Annotated in this window: 14 protein-coding genes; 7 read left to right on the top strand and 7 right to left on the bottom strand. The window is 72.2% G+C overall.

The window, feature by feature from the left end; genetic code table 11:
• Window positions 1–2: 2 nt before the first annotated feature.
• The 6 genes from AB0G28_RS02760 to AB0G28_RS02735 all read right to left on the bottom strand — a co-directional run bounded on the left by AB0G28_RS02760 (window position 3) and on the right by AB0G28_RS02735 (window position 7,069).
• A complete protein-coding gene (locus tag AB0G28_RS02760) occupies window positions 3–1,460 on the bottom strand; it encodes a DUF6350 family protein (protein WP_361082233.1) in 1,458 nt (485 codons plus the stop codon).
• 146 nt (window positions 1,461–1,606) lie between these two features.
• Window positions 1,607–2,383: a DUF5336 domain-containing protein gene (locus tag AB0G28_RS02755; protein WP_361082231.1), complete on the bottom strand. Its 777-nt coding sequence runs from the start codon at window positions 2,381–2,383 to the stop codon at window positions 1,607–1,609.
• A gap of 205 nt (window positions 2,384–2,588) precedes the next feature.
• The gene (gene sucD / locus AB0G28_RS02750; protein WP_361082230.1) at window positions 2,589–3,479 is read right to left on the bottom strand and encodes a succinate--CoA ligase subunit alpha; all 891 of its coding nucleotides are present in this window, start codon (window positions 3,477–3,479) and stop codon (window positions 2,589–2,591) included.
• Between the two features lies 1 nt (window position 3,480).
• Entirely contained in the window at window positions 3,481–4,650 is a 1,170-nt protein-coding gene (gene sucC, locus AB0G28_RS02745) for an ADP-forming succinate--CoA ligase subunit beta (RefSeq protein ID WP_361082228.1), read from the bottom strand.
• A 117-nt stretch (window positions 4,651–4,767) separates the two neighbouring features.
• Window positions 4,768–5,070, bottom strand: a complete 303-nt coding sequence (locus AB0G28_RS02740; RefSeq protein WP_361082227.1) for a hypothetical protein — start codon at window positions 5,068–5,070, stop codon at window positions 4,768–4,770.
• Window positions 5,060–7,069, bottom strand: a complete 2,010-nt coding sequence (locus AB0G28_RS02735; RefSeq protein ID WP_361082225.1) for a hypothetical protein — start codon at window positions 7,067–7,069, stop codon at window positions 5,060–5,062. Before AB0G28_RS02735 ends, AB0G28_RS02740 begins: the two co-directional genes overlap by 11 nt.
• 546 nt (window positions 7,070–7,615) lie before the next feature.
• Between AB0G28_RS02735 and AB0G28_RS02730 the strand changes: the two genes are divergently transcribed.
• Window positions 7,616–8,296, top strand: a complete 681-nt coding sequence (locus AB0G28_RS02730) for a M23 family metallopeptidase (RefSeq protein WP_361082224.1) — start codon at window positions 7,616–7,618, stop codon at window positions 8,294–8,296.
• 863 nt (window positions 8,297–9,159) lie between these two features.
• On the opposite strand, the gene pcrA is transcribed toward AB0G28_RS02730, so the two are convergent.
• Window positions 9,160–11,574, bottom strand: a complete 2,415-nt coding sequence (gene pcrA, locus AB0G28_RS02725; protein ID WP_361082222.1) for a DNA helicase PcrA — start codon at window positions 11,572–11,574, stop codon at window positions 9,160–9,162.
• A 381-nt stretch (window positions 11,575–11,955) separates the two neighbouring features.
• Here pcrA and AB0G28_RS02720 point away from each other — a divergent pair, with 381 nt between their 5' ends.
• From AB0G28_RS02720 to AB0G28_RS02695, 6 genes are all read left to right on the top strand, one after another.
• Window positions 11,956–12,381: a DUF1707 domain-containing protein gene (locus tag AB0G28_RS02720; protein WP_361082220.1), complete on the top strand. Its 426-nt coding sequence runs from the start codon at window positions 11,956–11,958 to the stop codon at window positions 12,379–12,381.
• Window positions 12,382–12,542: 161 nt separating this feature from the next.
• Window positions 12,543–12,839: a chorismate mutase gene (locus AB0G28_RS02715; RefSeq protein WP_361082218.1), complete on the top strand. Its 297-nt coding sequence runs from the start codon at window positions 12,543–12,545 to the stop codon at window positions 12,837–12,839.
• A gap of 64 nt (window positions 12,840–12,903) precedes the next feature.
• Window positions 12,904–13,218, top strand: coding sequence for a hypothetical protein (locus tag AB0G28_RS02710; protein WP_361082216.1), 315 nt, complete (start codon window positions 12,904–12,906; stop codon window positions 13,216–13,218).
• Between the two features lie 338 nt (window positions 13,219–13,556).
• Complete coding sequence (locus AB0G28_RS02705) at window positions 13,557–14,828, top strand: hypothetical protein (RefSeq protein ID WP_361082215.1); 1,272 nt, start codon at window positions 13,557–13,559, stop codon at window positions 14,826–14,828.
• 260 nt (window positions 14,829–15,088) lie between these two features.
• Window positions 15,089–15,943: a hypothetical protein gene (locus tag AB0G28_RS02700; RefSeq protein ID WP_361082214.1), complete on the top strand. Its 855-nt coding sequence runs from the start codon at window positions 15,089–15,091 to the stop codon at window positions 15,941–15,943.
• Between the two features lie 215 nt (window positions 15,944–16,158).
• Window positions 16,159–17,790, top strand: a complete 1,632-nt coding sequence (locus AB0G28_RS02695; protein ID WP_361082213.1) for a serine/threonine-protein kinase — start codon at window positions 16,159–16,161, stop codon at window positions 17,788–17,790.
• Window positions 17,791–17,805 lie beyond the last annotated feature (15 nt).

Here is a 17,805-nt window from a genome sequence, read left to right as displayed (position 1 = left end):
CCCTAACGGTCGGCCTCGTCCGGCTCGACGTCGCCGCAGGTCTCGGTGCCTCCGGTCACAGCCTCGCCGGGCTCGGGGGCGGAGCTTTCACGTGAAAGCTCCGGGTCTTCGAGGCCGAGTTCGGCGTCGGCCTCGGCTTCGAACTCGGCGTCTTCGTCGGAGGCTTCGGCTTCTTCGTCCTCTTCGGACGCTTCGAGTTCCTCGACCGCTTCGGACGCTTCTTCGGCGTCGACCTCTTCGGCGTCTTCGAAAGCCTGGTTGTCCTCGAGTGCTTCCGGTGGCGCGGGCGGCTCGTGCTCGCCGGCGAAGAACGCGACGAAGGAGCCCGGGATGACGATCCAGCAGAAGGCGACGACCGAAGCGACGCCGACCGGGACGCTCACCGGGTCGAACGGGCCGTCCCCGAGCCGTCCGCCGGACAGCGTGCCGAGCACGACGCAGCCGAGCGCGACGACCGCACCGGCCACCGCGACCGCGCGGATGCGCTGGGCCGGATCGGCGTCGGCCTTGCGCAGCGACCAGCCGACCAGCGCGCCGGCCGCCGCGGGCAGCACCAGCAGCGCGGGCCACCACGCGGCGTGGTGGTCGGGCAAGCCGCCGAGCACCGGGACGCCGGGCACGGGGCCGCCGCGGTAGCCGAACATGCCGACGTTCACCGAGCCGACCGAGAACCCGGGCCCGGTGACGAAGGACAGCGTGGCCGTCACGGCGTTCGGCAGGTACAGCACGGAGAGCAGGAAAAGCCCGAAGCTGGTGCCGAAGGCGGGCTCGTAGATGTCGGACACCGTCGCCCACGACACGGCGGTCGCGACGGTGAACACGGCGGCACCGCAGGCCAGCAGCACCGCGAGCCCCAGCGCACCGGCCCGCAGCCCGCGCACGGCGAGCGGGTCGAGACGTTCGGCGACGACGTCCGGCAGCCCGCACGACCAGGTGATCCCGGCGACCGAGGCGGCCACGGCGAGCAGCCCCGGCACGACGAACGCGGCCAGGGGGTTCGCCGTCACCGGCGAGCCTTGCGCCGCCACGGCGATGACCAGCCCGAACACCGCGTGCGCGGCGGAGACCGTGCCGAGGACGGGCAGCGCTTCGCGGAACGCCCGGCAGCCGAGCCGCTGGGTGGCGCCGGACACCGTCCGCGCGGCCAGGGCGAACGCGCCGAGCGTCGGCAGCAGCGGCAGCACGCCGAGCGGGTGGCCGCCGAGACCGAGGCGCACCTGGAGGGTGGCGAGCCAGCCGGGGCCGGCGGCCAGCAGCACCCCGGTCGCGGAGAAGACGGTGCGTTCGGCGGTCAGGGCGACCAGGGCCAGCACCGTCGCGACGGCGGCGTAGCCGGTGACCAGCGGGCCCAGGGCGGCGGCGAGCAGCACCCGCACCCGGGCCGCCCGGGAGAGCCCGGCGCCGCCCACGACGTCACCCGGTGGGCGGGGGTCGTCGGTGAGCACTTCCATGATCCGCACCCTGACATCCGGGCTGGTCCGTCCGGGTGAGGCTCGCCGCCGCGCGGGAACGTGGGAAAGCTAACCCACCCGGTCGGGTAACCCCCGGAGTGCGGAACACCCGCCGTGCCACGGAGGGTCACAGCGGGTGTTCCGGTGAGAAAGCGTCAGCCCTGCTGGTGGGTTCCGCCGGGCGGGGTGCCCGGGTTCTCCGGCGGCGGCTGCTGGAAGAACTGCCCCTGCTGCGGGGCGTACAACGTGGCCTGCGGCCCCGGCGGCGGCGTGGTCGACGGCGGGTTCGGCGAACCGTACTGGCCCTGCGAGAACGGCGCCGACGGCTCCCCGGCCGAGGCGACCGGCCCCGGGCCGTGACCCGGCTGGCCGAACTGCTGGCCGGGCTGGCCGTACTGCTGCTGACCGGGCTGGCCGTGCTGGCCGCCGTAGGACGGCGCGGCGGGCTTCGGCGCCGGCGGCTTGATGACGTCGTGCTCGATCAGCAGCGCGCCGACCGCGACGATCATCTGCAGGATCCCCAGGATCAGGATGACGGTGACGATGCCGGGCGAAGTCTGCATCCCGACCAGCGAGTCCAGGACCTCGAGCGCGCCGAGGACGCTGAACAGGGCCGCGAACGGCAGCGTCTTCGGGCCCTTCGGCAGCGCGTGCATCGCGGCGAGCAGGCCACCACCCAGCAGGAACGTCCCGCCGATGCCGACGTCGCCGTTGTCGGAGAAGCCGAGGAAGTACTGCACGACGGCGAAGACGGCGACGACCAGGGCGAGCAGCAGCGGCAGGTTCTGCGGCAAGCCCGCGGCACCGCCACCCGAGGGCGCCTGGTGCGAGTGCGGCGGCTGCTGGGCCGGGAAGCCACTGGACGGCGGTCCGGGGGGCTGCTGGCCGCCACCCTGCTGGGGGTAGCCAGGCCCGCCGCTGGGGAAGGTCATCGGATGCACTCCTGTCGGTTCGACCGGCACTTCGGACGCGCGGGCGCCCGAGGAAGACGAGGCGGCTTGTGTGCGCAGAACGCTAGCGCACTCGAACGCCACCAGCCCACCAGACGCGTGAATACCTCGGCTGGTTTCACCCCGAAACGCGGAAGAGCCGGGCACCTCGTCGGTGCCCGGCTCTACCTGCGGTTACGCGCTGTGGTCAGCCGAGGCTGTTGTACAGCTCACGCGCGAGCACGGCGGTCTCGCTCGGGGTCTTGCCGACCTTGACGCCGGCGGCCTCGAGGGCCTCCTTCTTCGCGGCGGCCGTGCCGGAGGAGCCCGACACGATGGCGCCCGCGTGGCCCATGGTCTTGCCCTCGGGCGCGGTGAAGCCCGCGACGTAGCCGACGACCGGCTTGGTCACGTTCTCCTTGATGTAGGCCGCGGCGCGCTCTTCGGCGTCGCCGCCGATCTCGCCGATCATCACGATGACCTTGGTCTCGGGGTCGGCCTCGAACGCCTCGAGGGCGTCGATGTGCGTGGTGCCGATGATGGGGTCACCGCCGATGCCGACCGCGGTCGAGAAGCCGATGTCCCGCAGCTCGTACATCATCTGGTAGGTCAGCGTGCCGGACTTCGACACGAGGCCGATGTTGCCGGGGCCGGTGATGTCGGCCGGGATGATGCCGGCGTTCGACTTGCCGGGGCTGATCACGCCGGGGCAGTTCGGGCCGATGATCCGGGTCTTGTTGCCCTTCGCGACGGCGTGGGCCCAGAAGTAGGCCGAGTCGTGCACCGGGATGCCCTCGGTGATCACCACGGCGAGCGGGATCTCGGCGTCGATGGCCTCGATGACCGCGTCCTTGGCGAACTTCGGCGGCACGAAGATGACCGAGACGTCGGCGCCGGTCTCCTTGATGGCCTCCTCGACCGTGCCGAACACGGTGAGGTCCTTGCCCTCGATGGTGACGGTCTGGCCGGCCTTGCGGGCGTTGACGCCGCCCACGATGTTCGTGCCGGACTTCAGCATCTTGGTGGCGTGCTTCATGCCCTCGGAGCCGGTGAGGCCCTGGACGATGACCTTGCTGTTCTCGTTGAGGAAGATCGACATCTCACGCACCTGCCGCGGCGAGCTCGGCAGCCTTGTCGGCCGCGTTGTCCATTGTGTCCACCACGGTGACCAGCGGGTGGTTCGCGTCGGCCAGGATCTTCCGGCCTTCGACGACGTTGTTGCCGTCCAGGCGGACGACCAGCGGCTTGCTGGCCTCGTCGCCCAGGATCTTCAGGGCCTCGACGATGCCGTTCGCCACCGCGTCGCAGGCGGTGATGCCGCCGAAGACGTTGACGAACACGCTCTTCACGTCGGTGTCGTTGAGGATGACGTCCAGCCCGGCCGCCATGACCTCGGCCGAGGCGCCGCCGCCGATGTCGAGGAAGTTGGCCGGCTTCACGCCGCCGTGCTTCTCGCCCGCGTACGCCACGACGTCCAAAGTGGACATGACCAGCCCGGCGCCGTTGCCGATGATGCCGACCTCGCCGTCGAGCTTGACGTAGTTGAGGTCCTTGGCCTTGGCCTTGGCTTCGAGGGGGTTCTCGGCTTCCTTGTCCACCAGGGCCTCGTGGCCCGGCTGGCGGAAGGAGGCGTTCTCGTCGAGGGTGACCTTGCCGTCGAGGGCGATGATCTTGTCCTGCGGGTCGCGGACCAGCGGGTTGACCTCGACCAGGGTGGCGTCCTCGGAGACGAAGGTCTCCCAGAGCTTCACGACGACGTCGGCGGCCTCGTCGATGATCTCGGCCGGGAAGTTGCCGGCCTTGAGGATCTCGAGCGCCTTCGCCTTGTCCACGCCGGCGATCGCGTCGACGGGGATCTTCGCGAGCGCTTCGGGGCGCTCGACGGCGAGCTGCTCGATCTCCATGCCGCCCTCGGAGGACGCCATCGCGAGGAACGTGCGGTTCGCGCGGTCCAGCAGGAAGGAGAAGTAGTACTCGGACGCGATGTCCGAGGCTTCCGCCACGAGCACGCGGCGCGTGATGTGGCCCTTGATGTCGAGGCCGAGGATGGCTTCCGCCTTCTCCTTCGCCTCGTCCGGCGTCTGGGCCAGCTTGACGCCGCCCGCCTTGCCACGCCCGCCGACCTTCACCTGCGCCTTGACGACGACCTGGGTGCCGATCTGCTCCGCGGCGGTCTTGGCTTCTTCGGGGTTGCTAGCCACCGAGCCCGGCAGAACCGGTACTCCGTGGGCGGCGAAGAGATCCCTCGCCTGGTACTCGTAGAGGTCCACTACTCCAGTCTCCTGACGACACGCCACTGTGGTGGTCCGTTGCCGGACCGCGCTGTCGGACCAGTCGAGGTTAGCGACCTGCGCAGACGCAGGGGACTCCGCACCTGGTGAAGTCGGTCACCGTACGCGGTCAGACGGTGCGCCGGCGGTGTGAGACCGCCCACCGCGCAGCCATTTCACGGCTTCTTCCGGGTCTGTCATGACCCGGAGACCGGGCAGGTCCGGCGGCTCGGCGCCGAGGACGACGACCGCGTCCGGGTCCTCTTGTTCGGCGGTGCGGAGGATCTGCTCGGCGGTGTCGAGGGGGCCGGCGTGGATGACCTCGACGCCGTCGTCGCGCAGGACGCGCCCCAGCGCGACGGCCGCCGGGTCGGGCCGGGTGAACTCGACGAGGAGCACCCGGGGGCGCTCACGGCTCACGACGTCCGCCGGCGGCCGACATACCCGCCGCGACGAGCAATGCGGCCACGGCCGCGAGGGCGACCCAGAACCCGGTCGACGGGCTCGCGTCGCCGAGCGCGCCGCCGACCAGCGGCAGCTCCGCGGCGTGCAGCGCGACGAGCAGGGCGCCGCCGGACAGCAGGGCCGCCGCCGGCTTCGGCCGGGACCGCAGCGCCAGCAGGGCGGCGCCGACGACGACCGCGGCAGCGGTCAGCAGGCCCCACGACGGGGTGTCGAAGTTCGACCAGAGGCCCGGCGCGACGTAGCCGGGAACGCTGAAGACGGGCAACCCGAACGCGGCGACCGCGAGCACCCCGCCGGCCACGACGGGGGTGAGCACGTTCTTGTCCGGCTCGGCGGCGTCGCCGGTGTCCTCGCGTTCGACGACGCCGGTCCCGGCGGCGGCGAGCGCGGTGAGAGCGGCGAGCACGAGCGCGGCGAACGTCCAGGCCGCGCCGGCGCCGAGGTCGTAGGTGAAGGCCGGGGCGGTGCCGGTTCCCCCGAAGCCGGCGAGGTTGCCGGCCTGGGTGGCGGTCAGCGCGGTGTTGAGGACGGCCGTCCCGGCCAGGACGATCCCGGCCCAGGCGAGCCCGAGCAGCGGCCGCGCGCCGGGTGCGGTCTTCGGGACCAGCGTGCCGGCGGCGAGCACGGCGAGCACGAGCGCGGCGGTGAGCAGGAACCAGCGCGCGGGGCTCGCGGCGGCGGCGCTGACCGGGGTGGTGGCGCCGGGGTTCAGCGCGGTGACGGCGACCTGCGGCGCGACACTGCCGACGACGGCGGCGATCGCGGTGACCAGGCCCAGCAGCCCGGTGGTGAGCCGCCACCAGAAGAGCCCGGGCAGCTTCGCGGCTCCGGCGATGTCGGTTTCGGCGTTCTTTTCGGTCTTTTCGGTGAGCGGGGCGAACGCGAGGCCGCCGATGACCGCGGTGGCTCCGAGCGCGAGGACGGGTCCCCAGGTGACGTGCAGGTCGGAGCGGTGGAGACCGGCCAGCACCGGGGGTGAGGCGACGGCGAAGGCACCGGCGGTCAGCCCGGCGAGCGCCCCGCGCGCGGTGCTTTCGGACGGGGCGGCGAGGGCGAGCGCGGAGGCGAGCGGCAACGCGGCGGCGAGCAGGAGGTAGCCGCCGAGAGCGGGCCAGGGTCCTTCGAAGGCCGCGCGGGCGAGGAGGAAGCCGTTGTCGGAGTGGACGGGAGCGGTCAGCAGCCCGACCCCGGCGACGACGGCGAGCAGCGGCGCGAGCAGGCGCCAGCGGCGGCGTTCGGGTTCCTCGTGGCTCCGGTGCGCCCGCCAGGCGAGCACCCCGGCGGCGCAGGTGAGGAGGTGCCCGGCGACGAGCAGCCAGAACCCGGCGCCGACGGCGGAGCCGCCGAGGAACCGGTCGGGCAGGTACAGCTCGGGCCGGATGGTGAGCGGCCCGTTGACGACGAACTGCAGGTCGAGCACCAGCCGACCGGGCGCCAGGGCGGCGAGGCCGAGGACGATCCCGCCGGCGAGCCGGGGGTGTTTGGTGACGGTGGCCCAGACGGCGGCGCCCGCGGGGACGAGCGCGAGCACGGCCAGCCACGGCCAGGCGGCGAACCCGGGAGCGGCCGAGGGCGAGACGGGGACCATCCCGGCGACGGCGAGCGCGACCGCACCGAGCGCGGTGAGCCCGAGAGCCGCGGTCAGGAGGGGCGAGGGGCTGGTGTTGTCGGTGTCCTCGGCGGTCCAGGCCGAGTTCGGCGCGGTTCGGCGGGTCGCGGCGGATCGCGGGGTGGGACCGGCAGGGTTGCCGGACCCCCGATCGGCGCCGGCTTCCGCGCTTCCGGCGCTGTCCGGCCGCGGTGGCTCGACCGAACCCCGCGTGTCCTCGGTCGCGTCGGCAAGCGCATTTCCCGCCGGCTTGGTCGCGTCCGGATCCGGCCGCTCGCCGGTGGGGTCTTCGGCCGCGGGGTCGTGCGGGGTGCTGCCGGTGGGGGGCTCTGCGCGTGGGGGCATATTGCCCGCGACGCTAGCAAGTCCGGGCGGGCGAGAGCCGTCGCCGGGGGTGCGAGTCGTCGAAAGGCGCTCAACGTCCTTTCGCAAACCGTTATTCCGGGCCGTGATGGCCTCGGAGGCCTTTCCGGCGGCTTCGCCACCCCCTTTCGCCTGTAAGCGACGTCACATCGAACGCAGTAAACCCCCTCTAACTTTGGGTGATTCCCACAGGTGAGCGTTTCGTGAACGCCACCCGAACGGCCGACGCGGGAGGCACGTCTTGCCGACAGCGGTACCCCTTCGTTACTGTCCCGGGGTCCCCATTACAGTCAGGTCACGAAGTAGGACGCCGAGCGAACCACCCCCGAGGTCCGCTCACCGGGTTCCCCCGCCCGCAGTCCTCGACCCGGCTCCCCGACGATGGAAGGCCCTGTCTTGGCTTCACACCGCTCCCCCGGCGGCCAAGCTCCTTCCCCGGCACTGAAGGACGCGCTCGAAGGCGCGGTCGTCCGTGTCCGGGGTGCGCACCGCATCGCCCCGCCCTCTTCGGCCCTTCGCGGCCGTGTCGTGGTTGCCGCTGTCGCGGCTGGTGCGTTCGCCGCCGCCGCTGCGGGCTCGACTCTCAAGACGGTCACCGATTCCGACACCGCCGTCACCCCCCTGGCCAACAGCCAGGACGCCAGCGCTTCGCTGACCGCGGGAGGTGCGGGCTCCGGGGGTGCCCCGGAGCTCCTGCCCACCGGCCACACCGTCGACGCCTCCGCCGAGGCCGCGAAGCTCGCCGACAGCGCCTCGATCACGCAGGCCCGCGAGCAGCGCGAAGCCGACGCCGCCAAGAAGGCCGCCGAAGAAGCCTCCCGCCCCAAGACCTGCCTGCCCGCGCACGGCACCTTCACCTCGGGCTTCGGTGCCCGGTGGGGCACGAGCCACCTCGGCATCGACATCGCCAACTCGATCGGCACCCCGATCTACGCCGCCTCCGACGGCACCGTGATCGAGGCCGGCCCGGCCAGCGGTTTCGGCCTGTGGGTCCGGATCCAGCTCGACGACGGCACCATCCAGGTCTACGGCCACATGAACAGCTTCTCCGTCAAGGAGGGGCAGAAGGTCAAGTGCGGCCAGCAGATCGCCGAGATCGGCAACCGTGGTCAGAGCACCGGCCCGCACCTGCACTTCGAGGTCTGGCAGAACGGCACCAAGAAGATCGACCCGCGGCCCTGGCTGGCCGCCCGCGGCATCGTCGTCTGAAAACCTGTCGCCTGAAAACCTGCCGTTCGTTCCCCACCCGGAAGCGTCAGACTTCCGCACCACCGCAGGAAACCCGGCCGTAGAGCCATGATTCGCCGCCGAGGACCGAAGCCGCTCCTCGGCCGCGCGAACACCCGCTCCGGCCGGCACCGCACCCCACGGTCGGCCGCCGGAGCGCCACCAAGACGTGGGCCAGGACAACACCTGGAAACGGCACGCGGCGAAAACGCCTCCGAGGCGAGCCAAGACTTCCCGGACGGCCAGGACCACTCCCAGGCCGGGAAAAACCGTCCACGGGCCCCTCAGCGCCCGCAATCGCCTACCGTTGCCCGCCCGGCAACCGGCGAATGAAGTAGGCCACCGCGATCTGCCACACCGGGCACAGCCCGGCGGGCCGCTGCACCGGCAACCGGGCCCAAGGCGCAGCTCCCCCTGCGCCCCCCGCGGAGCGGACACGCGCGGCACTCCGGACTCTGGTCGTCCAGCGGCGTCCCCGGCCGCAGGTGACACAGCGCCGACAGGTACAGCGCCAGCAGGTGACGCATTGCCCGTCCGCACCGAGCTCGTGCTGCCTGAGCAGCGCTCGCCAGGCGGCGGCCAGCCGGCACGCCTCCGCTCCCGCACGCGAAGCAGTTCCTGAAGCCCCCGAAGGCTCCCGACCCCGATCCGGAACCGTCGTCTCCAGGACTCCTCGCAGGTATTTCTGTACCCCTTCGGCCAGAAGCCCAAACAGCACCGCGTCCACACCGCACTACCCCCTCGTCGAACTCGTGTTCGATTACGGGATCAGTTGTAGCGGGTGGGTACGACGATTCCGGCGGCGATCGCGGGGATCGCCGCCGGATTCACCCGTCCGAGTGGGGCTAGAGCTTCACCATCGGCACACTGCCGATGAGCATCAGGCGGACCTTGCCGGCCGCGCCGAAGTCGATCGTCGCCGTCGCGCGCGGGCCGACGCCGTCGCAGGAGATCACCGTGCCCAGGCCGTACTTGTCGTGGCTGACGCGGTCGCCGACGTCCAGCTTCAGCGCCACCGTGTCCTTCCAGCCCTTGCCGAACGACGGCGTGCCCGAAGAAGACGGCGAAGACGACCGGCGGCCGCCCCAGGTGGTCGCCGCCCGCGGCGTCCCCCGCGAGCCGGAGCCGAAGGAGCCGAAGCCGCTGCTGGACGGCTCCAGCCGCCGCCAGTCGACGAGGTCCGCCGGCAGCTCGTCGAGGAACCGGGAAGCCGGGTTCATCGACGGCTGGCCCCACGCCGAGCGCGTGATCGCCCGCGAGACGTACAGGCGCTTCCTGGCCCGCGTGATCGCGACGTACGCCAGACGCCGTTCCTCGGCCAGCTCCGTCGGGTCGCCCAGCGCGCGCATGTGCGGGAAGACGCCGTCCTCCCAGCCGGTGCAGAACACCACCGGGTATTCCAGGCCCTTCGCGGTGTGCACGGTCATCAGCGTGACCACGCCCGCGCCGCCGTCGCCTTCCTCGCCGCCGTCGGGCGAGGGCACCGAGTCGGCGTCCGCCACCAGCGAGACGCGCTCGAGGAACGCCGGCAGCGAGCCCGGCGCCGGGACGCCCTCCTCCACGACCAGCTCGGCGTTCTCGTCCGCGACGACCTCGGCGGTGATCTCGGTGAACTCGCGCGCCACGGTGACGAGCTCGTCCAGGTTCTCCACGCGCGTGTGGTCCTGCGGGTCTTCGGATTCCTCGAGCTCGACGCGGTAGCCGGTCTTCTCCAGCACCGCTTCGAGGACGTCGTGCACCTCGGCGCCGCCGGACACCAGGTCACCCAGCTCGTCCAGCAGCGCCACGAACCCGCCGATCGCCTTGACCGAGCGCGGGTTCAGCAGCGGCACCTTGCCTTCGACGGCGTCCCGCAGCGCCTGCGCGAACGAAATCCGCTCGCGCTCGGCGTGCGTCGCGACGACGGCTTCCGCGCGGTCGCCGATGCCCCGCTTCGGCACGTTCAGCACGCGCCGCAGGCTGACCGTGTCCTCCGGGTTCGCCAGCACGCGCAGGTACGCGATCATGTCGCGGACCTCGCGGCGCTCGTAGAACCGCACACCGCCGACGACCTTGTACGGCAGGCCGAGCCGGATGAAGATCTCTTCGAAGACACGGGACTGGTTGTTGGTGCGGTAGAAGACGGCGACGTCGGAGTAGTCGGCTTCGCCCTTCTCCGCCAGCGCGTCGATCTCGCCCGCGACGAACGCGGCTTCGTCGTGGTCGTTGTCCGCGACGTAGCCGACGATCTTCTCGCCGTCGCCCGAGTCGGTCCACAGCCGCTTCGCCCGCCGGTTCGGGTTCCGCTCGATGACGGCGTTGGCCGCGGACAGGATCGTCTGCGTGGAGCGGTAGTTCTGCTCCAGCAGGATGGTGTGCGCGTTCGGGAAGTCCCGCTCGAACTCCTCGATGTTGCGGATCGTCGCGCCGCGGAAGGCGTAGATCGACTGGTCCGCGTCACCCACGACGACCAGCTCGGCCGGCTCGACGCCCGCCTCGTTCGGCGCGGTCCCGGCCAGCTCGCGGACCAGCGTGTACTGCGCGTGGTTCGTGTCCTGGTACTCGTCGACCAGCACGTGGCGGAAGCGCCGCCGGTAGTACTCGGCGACGTCCGGGAACGCCTGCAGCAGCGAGACCGTCCGCATGATCAGGTCGTCGAAGTCGAAGGCGTTGGCCTGGTTGAGCCGCCGCTGGTACTCGCCGTAGACCTCGGCGACGCGGCGCTCGAGGTCGTTGCCCGCGTTCGCCGCCGCGGTCTCCGGGTCGGTGAGCTCGTTCTTCAGGTTCGAGATGTGCACGGCGAGCGTGCGGGCGGCGTAGCGCTTCGGGTCGATGTCGAGGTCCCGCGCCACCAACGTGATCAGCCGCTTGGTGTCGTCGGAGTCGTAGATGGAGAAGCTCGACGACATGTCGAGTGTTTTGGCTTCGCGGCGCAGGATCCGGACGCACATCGAGTGGAACGTCGACACCCACATCGCGTTCGCCCGGCGGCCGACGAGCGCGGCGACGCGCTCGCGCATCTCGGCGGCGGCCTTGTTGGTGAACGTGATCGCCATGATTTCGCCGGGGTGCACCCGGCGTTGCCCGAGCAGGTAGGCGATCCGGCGGGTCAGCACCCGGGTCTTGCCCGATCCCGCGCCCGCCACCACCAGCAGCGGCCCACCGGCGTGGGTGACGGCTTCGCGCTGGGCGGGGTTGAGGTCGTCGAGCAGCTCGGCCTGCCCGCCGGCGGCGGGCTTGCGCACAGGGTTCGCGGCGGGGAGATCGAAGAGGGTGTCCATCGTGGCGTCCACGCTACCCCGGGCGGGCCGGGACCCGGCACAGTCATCGGTCCCGCGGCCCGGCCGGTCATGAGGGGCGCCCTCGTGGCCGGGAAGTCCATGGGGCGCCCTCATGGACTTCCGAAGGCCTGCGGCGCCCCGGGTACCGCACCAGGGTTCCGGCAAAGTCGCTTCAGCTGCCTCCCCCTCGTGAACGGCAACGCTGAGGCATGACTGGCACACCACCCAGACCTCCCCCACCGCCCCGCGCAGCTCAGGCGCGCTGCGCCTCGCAGCGTGACACGACTTGGCCGGAACCCTGGAATACCGCGCCGGGCGTAGCGGAAGGTGTCGCCTGGCACCCGACGCGCGGCGCGGCGAGCGCGCGGAGCATCGGCGGACATGGAAGACACCCACCCCGCCCGCGTCCGGGCCGCCGACGCCGACCGCGAACGCGTCGCCACCGTTGTCCAGACCGCCGGTTCCGAAGGCCGGCTCACCCTCGACGAGGTCGAAGAGCGCCTCACCCACGTCTACGCCGCCCGGTTCACCGACGAGCTGACGGCGCTCACCGCCGATCTGCCACGGCCCGCGCCGCCGCGGCCCGGTTTCCCGCTCACCCGCGAAGCCCTGCGGCGGCATCCCGCGCTACGCGTCCACCTCGCCGTGGCGGTCGCGATCGCCGTGCTGGTGATCGTCCGCTGGGCGGTGCTGGGCGCGGGGTTCTTCTGGCCGGCGTTCCCGCTGTTCTGGCTCGCCGTGAGCCTCGTGGTCCACGCCCGGGCGCGTTCGTTCCGGGAGGGCACCCGCGCCGCTGTGCCATACTGATCGTGTGCGGCACCACGCGGGACGATTTTTTTACGGGATCCGGACTCCGGCTCCCGTGATCGCGTAGTGCCCGAACCGCCATCACGTCAGCCCCGGAGTCCACGGACCCGGGGCTTTCGCCGTCCCTGGGGCCGGGTCCGCGATTCGAGGAGAAGATCCCGATGAACGCGCAAACGACCAACGCCGACGGCCAGCCCGCCGAGCACACCCCCGCCGGTGACGACATCGCGTCGCTCCGGCAGGAGATCGACTGGCTGGACAAGGAGATCCTCCGGCTGGTGAAACGCCGGGTCGAGGTGTCCAAGACGATCGGCGCCGCGCGGATGGCCGCCGGCGGCACGCGCATCGTCTACAACCGGGAGATGGACGTGCTCGCGCGCTACCGCGAGCTCGGCCCGGAAGGCCGTCAGCTGGCGATGGCGCTGCTGAACCTCGGCCGCGGGCGGCTCGGCCGGTAACGGTCGCGGGAATTCGGGGACTTCCCCGAGGCACCCGGGGCCCGGCTGCGGGCAGACTGGGGACATGGACTGGCTCGTGAACCTCATCGCCGTCATCGTCGCGCTCGCGAGCGTGCTGGCCGCGCTGGGCCATGTGGGGTATCTGGCGTTGCTGAACAACGCCGCGGGTAAGCGTGCCGGGGGCGCCCCGGTCGCGCAGTACGTCCGCAGCCGGTGGGCCATTGCCGGCGGTACCACCGCGGCCTCCCTGTTCGCCTGGTTGCTCACGGCCGGGGGAACCGGGCTCGACATCGTGGCGATCATCGTCGCGGCCGGTAGCGGTGCCGTGGCGACGAAGGCGCTGCAGTCCACACGCGACCGTTACCGTACGGGCGGTTGAGGGCGCTGAACTGCGCCGATGCCGCTGCGTGAAACCTCGCGGCGCCCGCGTTCGCCCGTTCGGTCGCGCCCGACCGAGTGAAACCGCTGCAACTTGCAGGTTTGGGGGCGACTTTCCCCGGCGGATGCTCTTACTGTTGACGCCGTGAGGACCCTTGCGTCTGGGTCGGGTGATGCCCGCCTGAGGACGCGCGGGGGCACCGGCCCCGCGCGTCCGCTGTCGCGTGCGCGTGCATTTGCGCAGGATTCCGAACAGTATTCCGCGCGTGAGGATGCTCCGATCGGGTCGTTCCCGGTCCGGACGGCGTCAGGACCCCGGGGCCGGATGGTCGAGCCGGCATGAGCAATGGCACGGAGTTCCCCGGACGCGCCGCGGCGCCCGCGCATCCCGGACGGCACCGGCGCGGCGGCGCGGAGAGCTGGACACCCCCGCTGCCGCAGCACCGTCCCGTGCGGCACCGCGCGGGCGGCCCCCCGCCGGCCGACCCGCCGGTGTCGGGCTCGCTCCCGCTCCCCCAGCCGTCGCTGCCGCAGCCCCGTGACCGGCGGCCCGCGCCGCCGCTGTTCCCGGCCGTGCGCGGCAGCCTCCCGCTCGGCGACTTCGAAACCGACTTCGACAACGGCTTCGAAAACGACCCCGAGACCGACGACCTCGAGGCCGACGGCTTCGAGGACGACGGCTTCGAGGACGACGGCCCCGAAGCGCCGCTCACCGAGTCCCACGCCGACCAGGCGGCCCGCCGCACCCGCGTCACGCTGGCCACGCCGCCCCCGCGCCGCACGGACCTCGACGACGAGGACGTCCGCATCTACCCGGCCCCGGCGATCGACGGGCTGGGCGGCTTCACCATCGGTTCGGTGCCCGCGTCGGTGACGCCGCCGAAGACGTGGCGGAAGGCGGCCTGGTTCGCCACCGGCGCGTCCGGCGCCGTGGTCGTCGGGCTGCTGTGCGCCGGGTCGTTCCTGGTCGGCAAGCCGCCGATGGACCAGGCCGTACAGGGCGCGTGGCCCGGCTACCAGGGCGCGCCGGCGATCGCCGACCCGACCGGCGAGCACCATTCCCCCACCGAAGGCGGGTCCGCGGCGGGGCCGGAAACCGCGGCCCGGCCGGCGAACGCCGCCGGGAAGACCAGCGGCGGCGGTGGGGCCGGGCCGGTCGACGGCGTGGTGCCCCCGCCCGACAGCGGCGACGACAGCGCGGCCGGGCCGGCGGCGACGACCGACGCGGCCGCGCCCAGCGCCCTCCCGCAGAAGCCGCCGGTCACGCCCGCCCAGCGGGAAACCCCGGTCAAGCCGCCGTGGTGGTACTCCTTCCCGCCGGACGCCCAGACCATGGGGGACAACTCGGAGAAGTTCTTCAACACCGTCACGACCGACCCGGGCGCGGCTTCGTCGGTGACCACCGGCGAGCTCCACGACCAGGGACCGCGGGCCCTCGCCCAGCGGTACGCCGGCATCGCGTACTTCGAGGTCAAGAAGATCAGCATCGACCAGCAGCGCGGGGTCACGGTGAACACCCTCGAGGTGACCCACACCGACGGGACCAAGACGACCGAAGTGCGCACGCTGACCTTCGGCGACGGCGACAAGATCACCGCTGACGGTCAGTAGCCGGTCCTGCACGTGCGGTTTGCCCGTTCTGATGCACGTGCGATGCGCCGAGCGGTTATGCCTGGTCCGGGTGGGTGACATAAGCTGCCGCTCGTCGTATCGCGACGGCATTCCGGCGACAGAGCCTGGTGGTCGCCGTCCGCACAGGGTTACCTGACGACAGCGGATCCGGAACCGGCCACGAACCGGCCAACCGGACCAACGGACATCCGGCCGAACGGCCGAGTGGCCGTCCCCGGAACCCCAGAGCGAGGACTTTCGTGCTTGATCGGCAGCGCACACGGCGGGAATCAGCCCACGCCGTCCGCGTCGAGGACGTCATCCCGGCCGAGATTCTCGACGGCGTCGGCGACGCCGACCGCGACTATCTCGAGCAGGTCTTCCGCGACCCGCAGAAGTTCCTGCCGCCGCGGCCCGAGCCGGTCCGCGAGCCGGAGCAGGCCGAGGACGACGGCGAGCCGGAGAGCAAGGGGTCCCGCCGCGCCAAGCTGGCCGGGCTCGTCACCGCCGGCGCGCTCGTCGCCGGTGCGGTGATCGCCGCGCCGATGCTGACCAGCTCGCACCGCGCCGCCGCTCCGAGCGGCCAGTCCACGCCCGCCGGCTTCACCGGAGCCGCGGAGCTCGGCGGCCTCGCCGTGCCGCAGCACCAGGCCGGCGGCGGCTCGCCGGAGCAGCACGAGCCCGTGACGCCGCACACCCAGAGCAGCACGCCGGCCACGACGCCGGCCCCGGACCGTCCGCAGGCGCACACGGCGCCGGACCCGGCCGAGGCCGTGCCGGACAAGGCGGCCGACGCGCGCAGCGCGAGCCGGAAGATCCAGGCGGTCAAGGACTTCTACGCCGCCGTCGCGCGGGATTCGGCGGGCGCGCTGGCGCTGCTGAGCCCGGCCTTGGCCGGCGGCGCGGCCGGTGAGCTGGTCCGCACCTGGAGCGCGATGGACGCCATCGACGTCCAAGAGGCCGACACGCAGATCAACCCGGACGGCTCGATCCTCGCGGTCGCCACGCTGCACCGGCCGGACGGCGCGCTGGTGCGCGTCACCCAGCTGTTCCGCGTCGCCGACACCGGCGGGTTGATCACCGAAGCCGAGCTCGTCTCGGCCCAGTACATGTAGCCCTCGGCGATCATCCCTTCACCCGTGGTTCAAGTGCCCGTACCGGATTCGTGTGCGCAGAGTGAGCGCCTAGCCTTGTCACGGGCCGGTCTCGGAAAAACCGGCACGCAGCCCACGACACGTGCATACGCTCCAGCGAAGCGGCGTACGCGTGGCCGCGTCACCAGGCACCTATCCTCACGCCCTGGTGAAGTCGGAGCCCAAAGGGAGGTCGCGTGAGCGACGAGGGTCGTCTGGTCGCCGGTCGATATCGCATCGTCGGCCGGATCGGCACGGGCGCGATGGGTGCCGTGTGGCAGGCGCACGACGAGGTCCTGGGCCGCACCGTCGCCATCAAGCAGCTCCTGCTCCAGCCGCACCTGGACGAGCACGACAAAGAGGACGCCCGGCAGCGGACGATGCGCGAGGGCCGGATCGCGGCCCGGCTGCACCACCCGAACGCGATCTCGGTCTTCGACGTCGTCACCGACGACAACGGCCAGCCCTGCCTGATCATGGAGTACCTGAACTCCACCAGCCTGGCCACCGTGCTGCAGGAACGCCGCACGCTGCCGCCGACCGAGGTGGCGCGCATCGGCGCCCAGGTCGCCGCGGCGCTGCGCGAGGCGCACGCGGTCGGCATCGTGCACCGCGACATCAAGCCGGGCAACATCCTGCTCGGCGGCAACGGTGTCGTGAAGATCACCGACTTCGGCATCTCGCGGGCCAAGGACGACGTCACGGTCACCAAGACCGGGATGATCGCCGGCACGCCCGCCTACCTGGCCCCCGAGGTCGCGATCGGCGGCGAGCCCGGGCCCGAGTCCGACGTCTTCTCCCTCGGCTCGACGCTGTACGCCGCGTGTGAGGGCCAGCCGCCGTTCGGGCTGTCCGAGAACACGCTCAGCCTGCTGCACGCGGTCGCGGCCGGGCAGATCAACCCGCCGCGCCAGTCCGGGCCGCTGGCCAGCGTGCTGGCCGTGCTGCTGCACCCGGACATCGAGCACCGGCCGACCGCCGAGGAGTGCGAAGAGCTCCTCGCCGCCGTCGCCCGTGGAGAGACGCCGCTCGGCGGCCCGGCGGAGGACACCATGCTGGCGCCGTCGGCCGGCGTCCTCGGTGCCGCGGCGGTCGCCGACCCGAACGCGACCCAGATGTTCGACGAGATCCCGGCCGGCCACTCGGGCACGCTGCTCGGCGACGCGGCCCCGACCCAGGCCGTGCCGTACTACGACGAGGACGACTACCCGGAAGCCACCGGCTACCCGGAGGACGACTACGACCGGTACGACCGCTACCCGGCGGACAACCAGCACGGGGGCGTGCCGCCCGGCCTGGCGGCGACCCGCGCCGTCCCGGTGCCGCCGCACGAGCAGGGCCCGTACGCGGACCAGTACGACGACTACGACGATTACGACGACGAGCCCGCCCCGCCGCCTCCGCCCCGGCAGCGCCCGCAGACCGGCCCGGCCGACGAGGACGACGAGAAGCCCGGCGCGTGGAAGCGCCCGGCAATCCTCGGCGGCATCGTCGTCGTGGGCCTGGTCGCGCTGGTCGTCTGGCTGCTGAGCCCGAACAACCCGGAGGCGCCGGCGGCGCCGGTGTCGAGCAGCAAGCCGTCGCCCGCCGCGACGTCGGAGACGCTCCCGACGACGACGGATCTGCCCACCAGCACGGTGGACCTGCCGACGACGACCGACCAGCCGACCACGACGCCGAAGAAGACGACCACACCGCGGAGCACGGAAAACACGACGACGCCCACCAAGCCCAGCACGAAGGCGACGACGTCGACTTCCGAAGCGCCCCCGCCGACCTCCGAGACTCCCACCACAACACCGACCACCACGGGTGGGACCAACCCCTGATGCCCCGAGGTACGT

It is taken from the genome of Amycolatopsis sp. NPDC021455 (assembly GCF_040640995.1).
Lineage (GTDB): Bacteria > Actinomycetota > Actinomycetes > Mycobacteriales > Pseudonocardiaceae > Amycolatopsis.
This window is presented reverse-complemented; position numbering and strand designations above follow the sequence as displayed.

Bases quoted from the DNA above. Each gene is read 5' to 3' on its own strand.
- AB0G28_RS02755 (WP_361082231.1), bottom strand. From the start codon at position 2,383: ATGACCTTCCCCAGCGGCGGGCCTGGCTACCCCCAGCAGGGTGGCGGC.
- sucD (WP_361082230.1), bottom strand. From the start codon at position 3,479: ATGTCGATCTTCCTCAACGAGAACAGCAAGGTCATCGTCCAGGGCCTC.
- AB0G28_RS02735 (WP_361082225.1), bottom strand. From the start codon at position 7,069: ATGCCCCCACGCGCAGAGCCCCCCACCGGCAGCACCCCGCACGACCCC.
- pcrA (WP_361082222.1), bottom strand. From the start codon at position 11,574: ATGGACACCCTCTTCGATCTCCCCGCCGCGAACCCTGTGCGCAAGCCC.
- AB0G28_RS02720 (WP_361082220.1), top strand. From the start codon at position 11,956: ATGGAAGACACCCACCCCGCCCGCGTCCGGGCCGCCGACGCCGACCGC.
- AB0G28_RS02715 (WP_361082218.1), top strand. From the start codon at position 12,543: ATGAACGCGCAAACGACCAACGCCGACGGCCAGCCCGCCGAGCACACC.
- AB0G28_RS02710 (WP_361082216.1), top strand. From the start codon at position 12,904: ATGGACTGGCTCGTGAACCTCATCGCCGTCATCGTCGCGCTCGCGAGC.
- AB0G28_RS02705 (WP_361082215.1), top strand. From the start codon at position 13,557: ATGAGCAATGGCACGGAGTTCCCCGGACGCGCCGCGGCGCCCGCGCAT.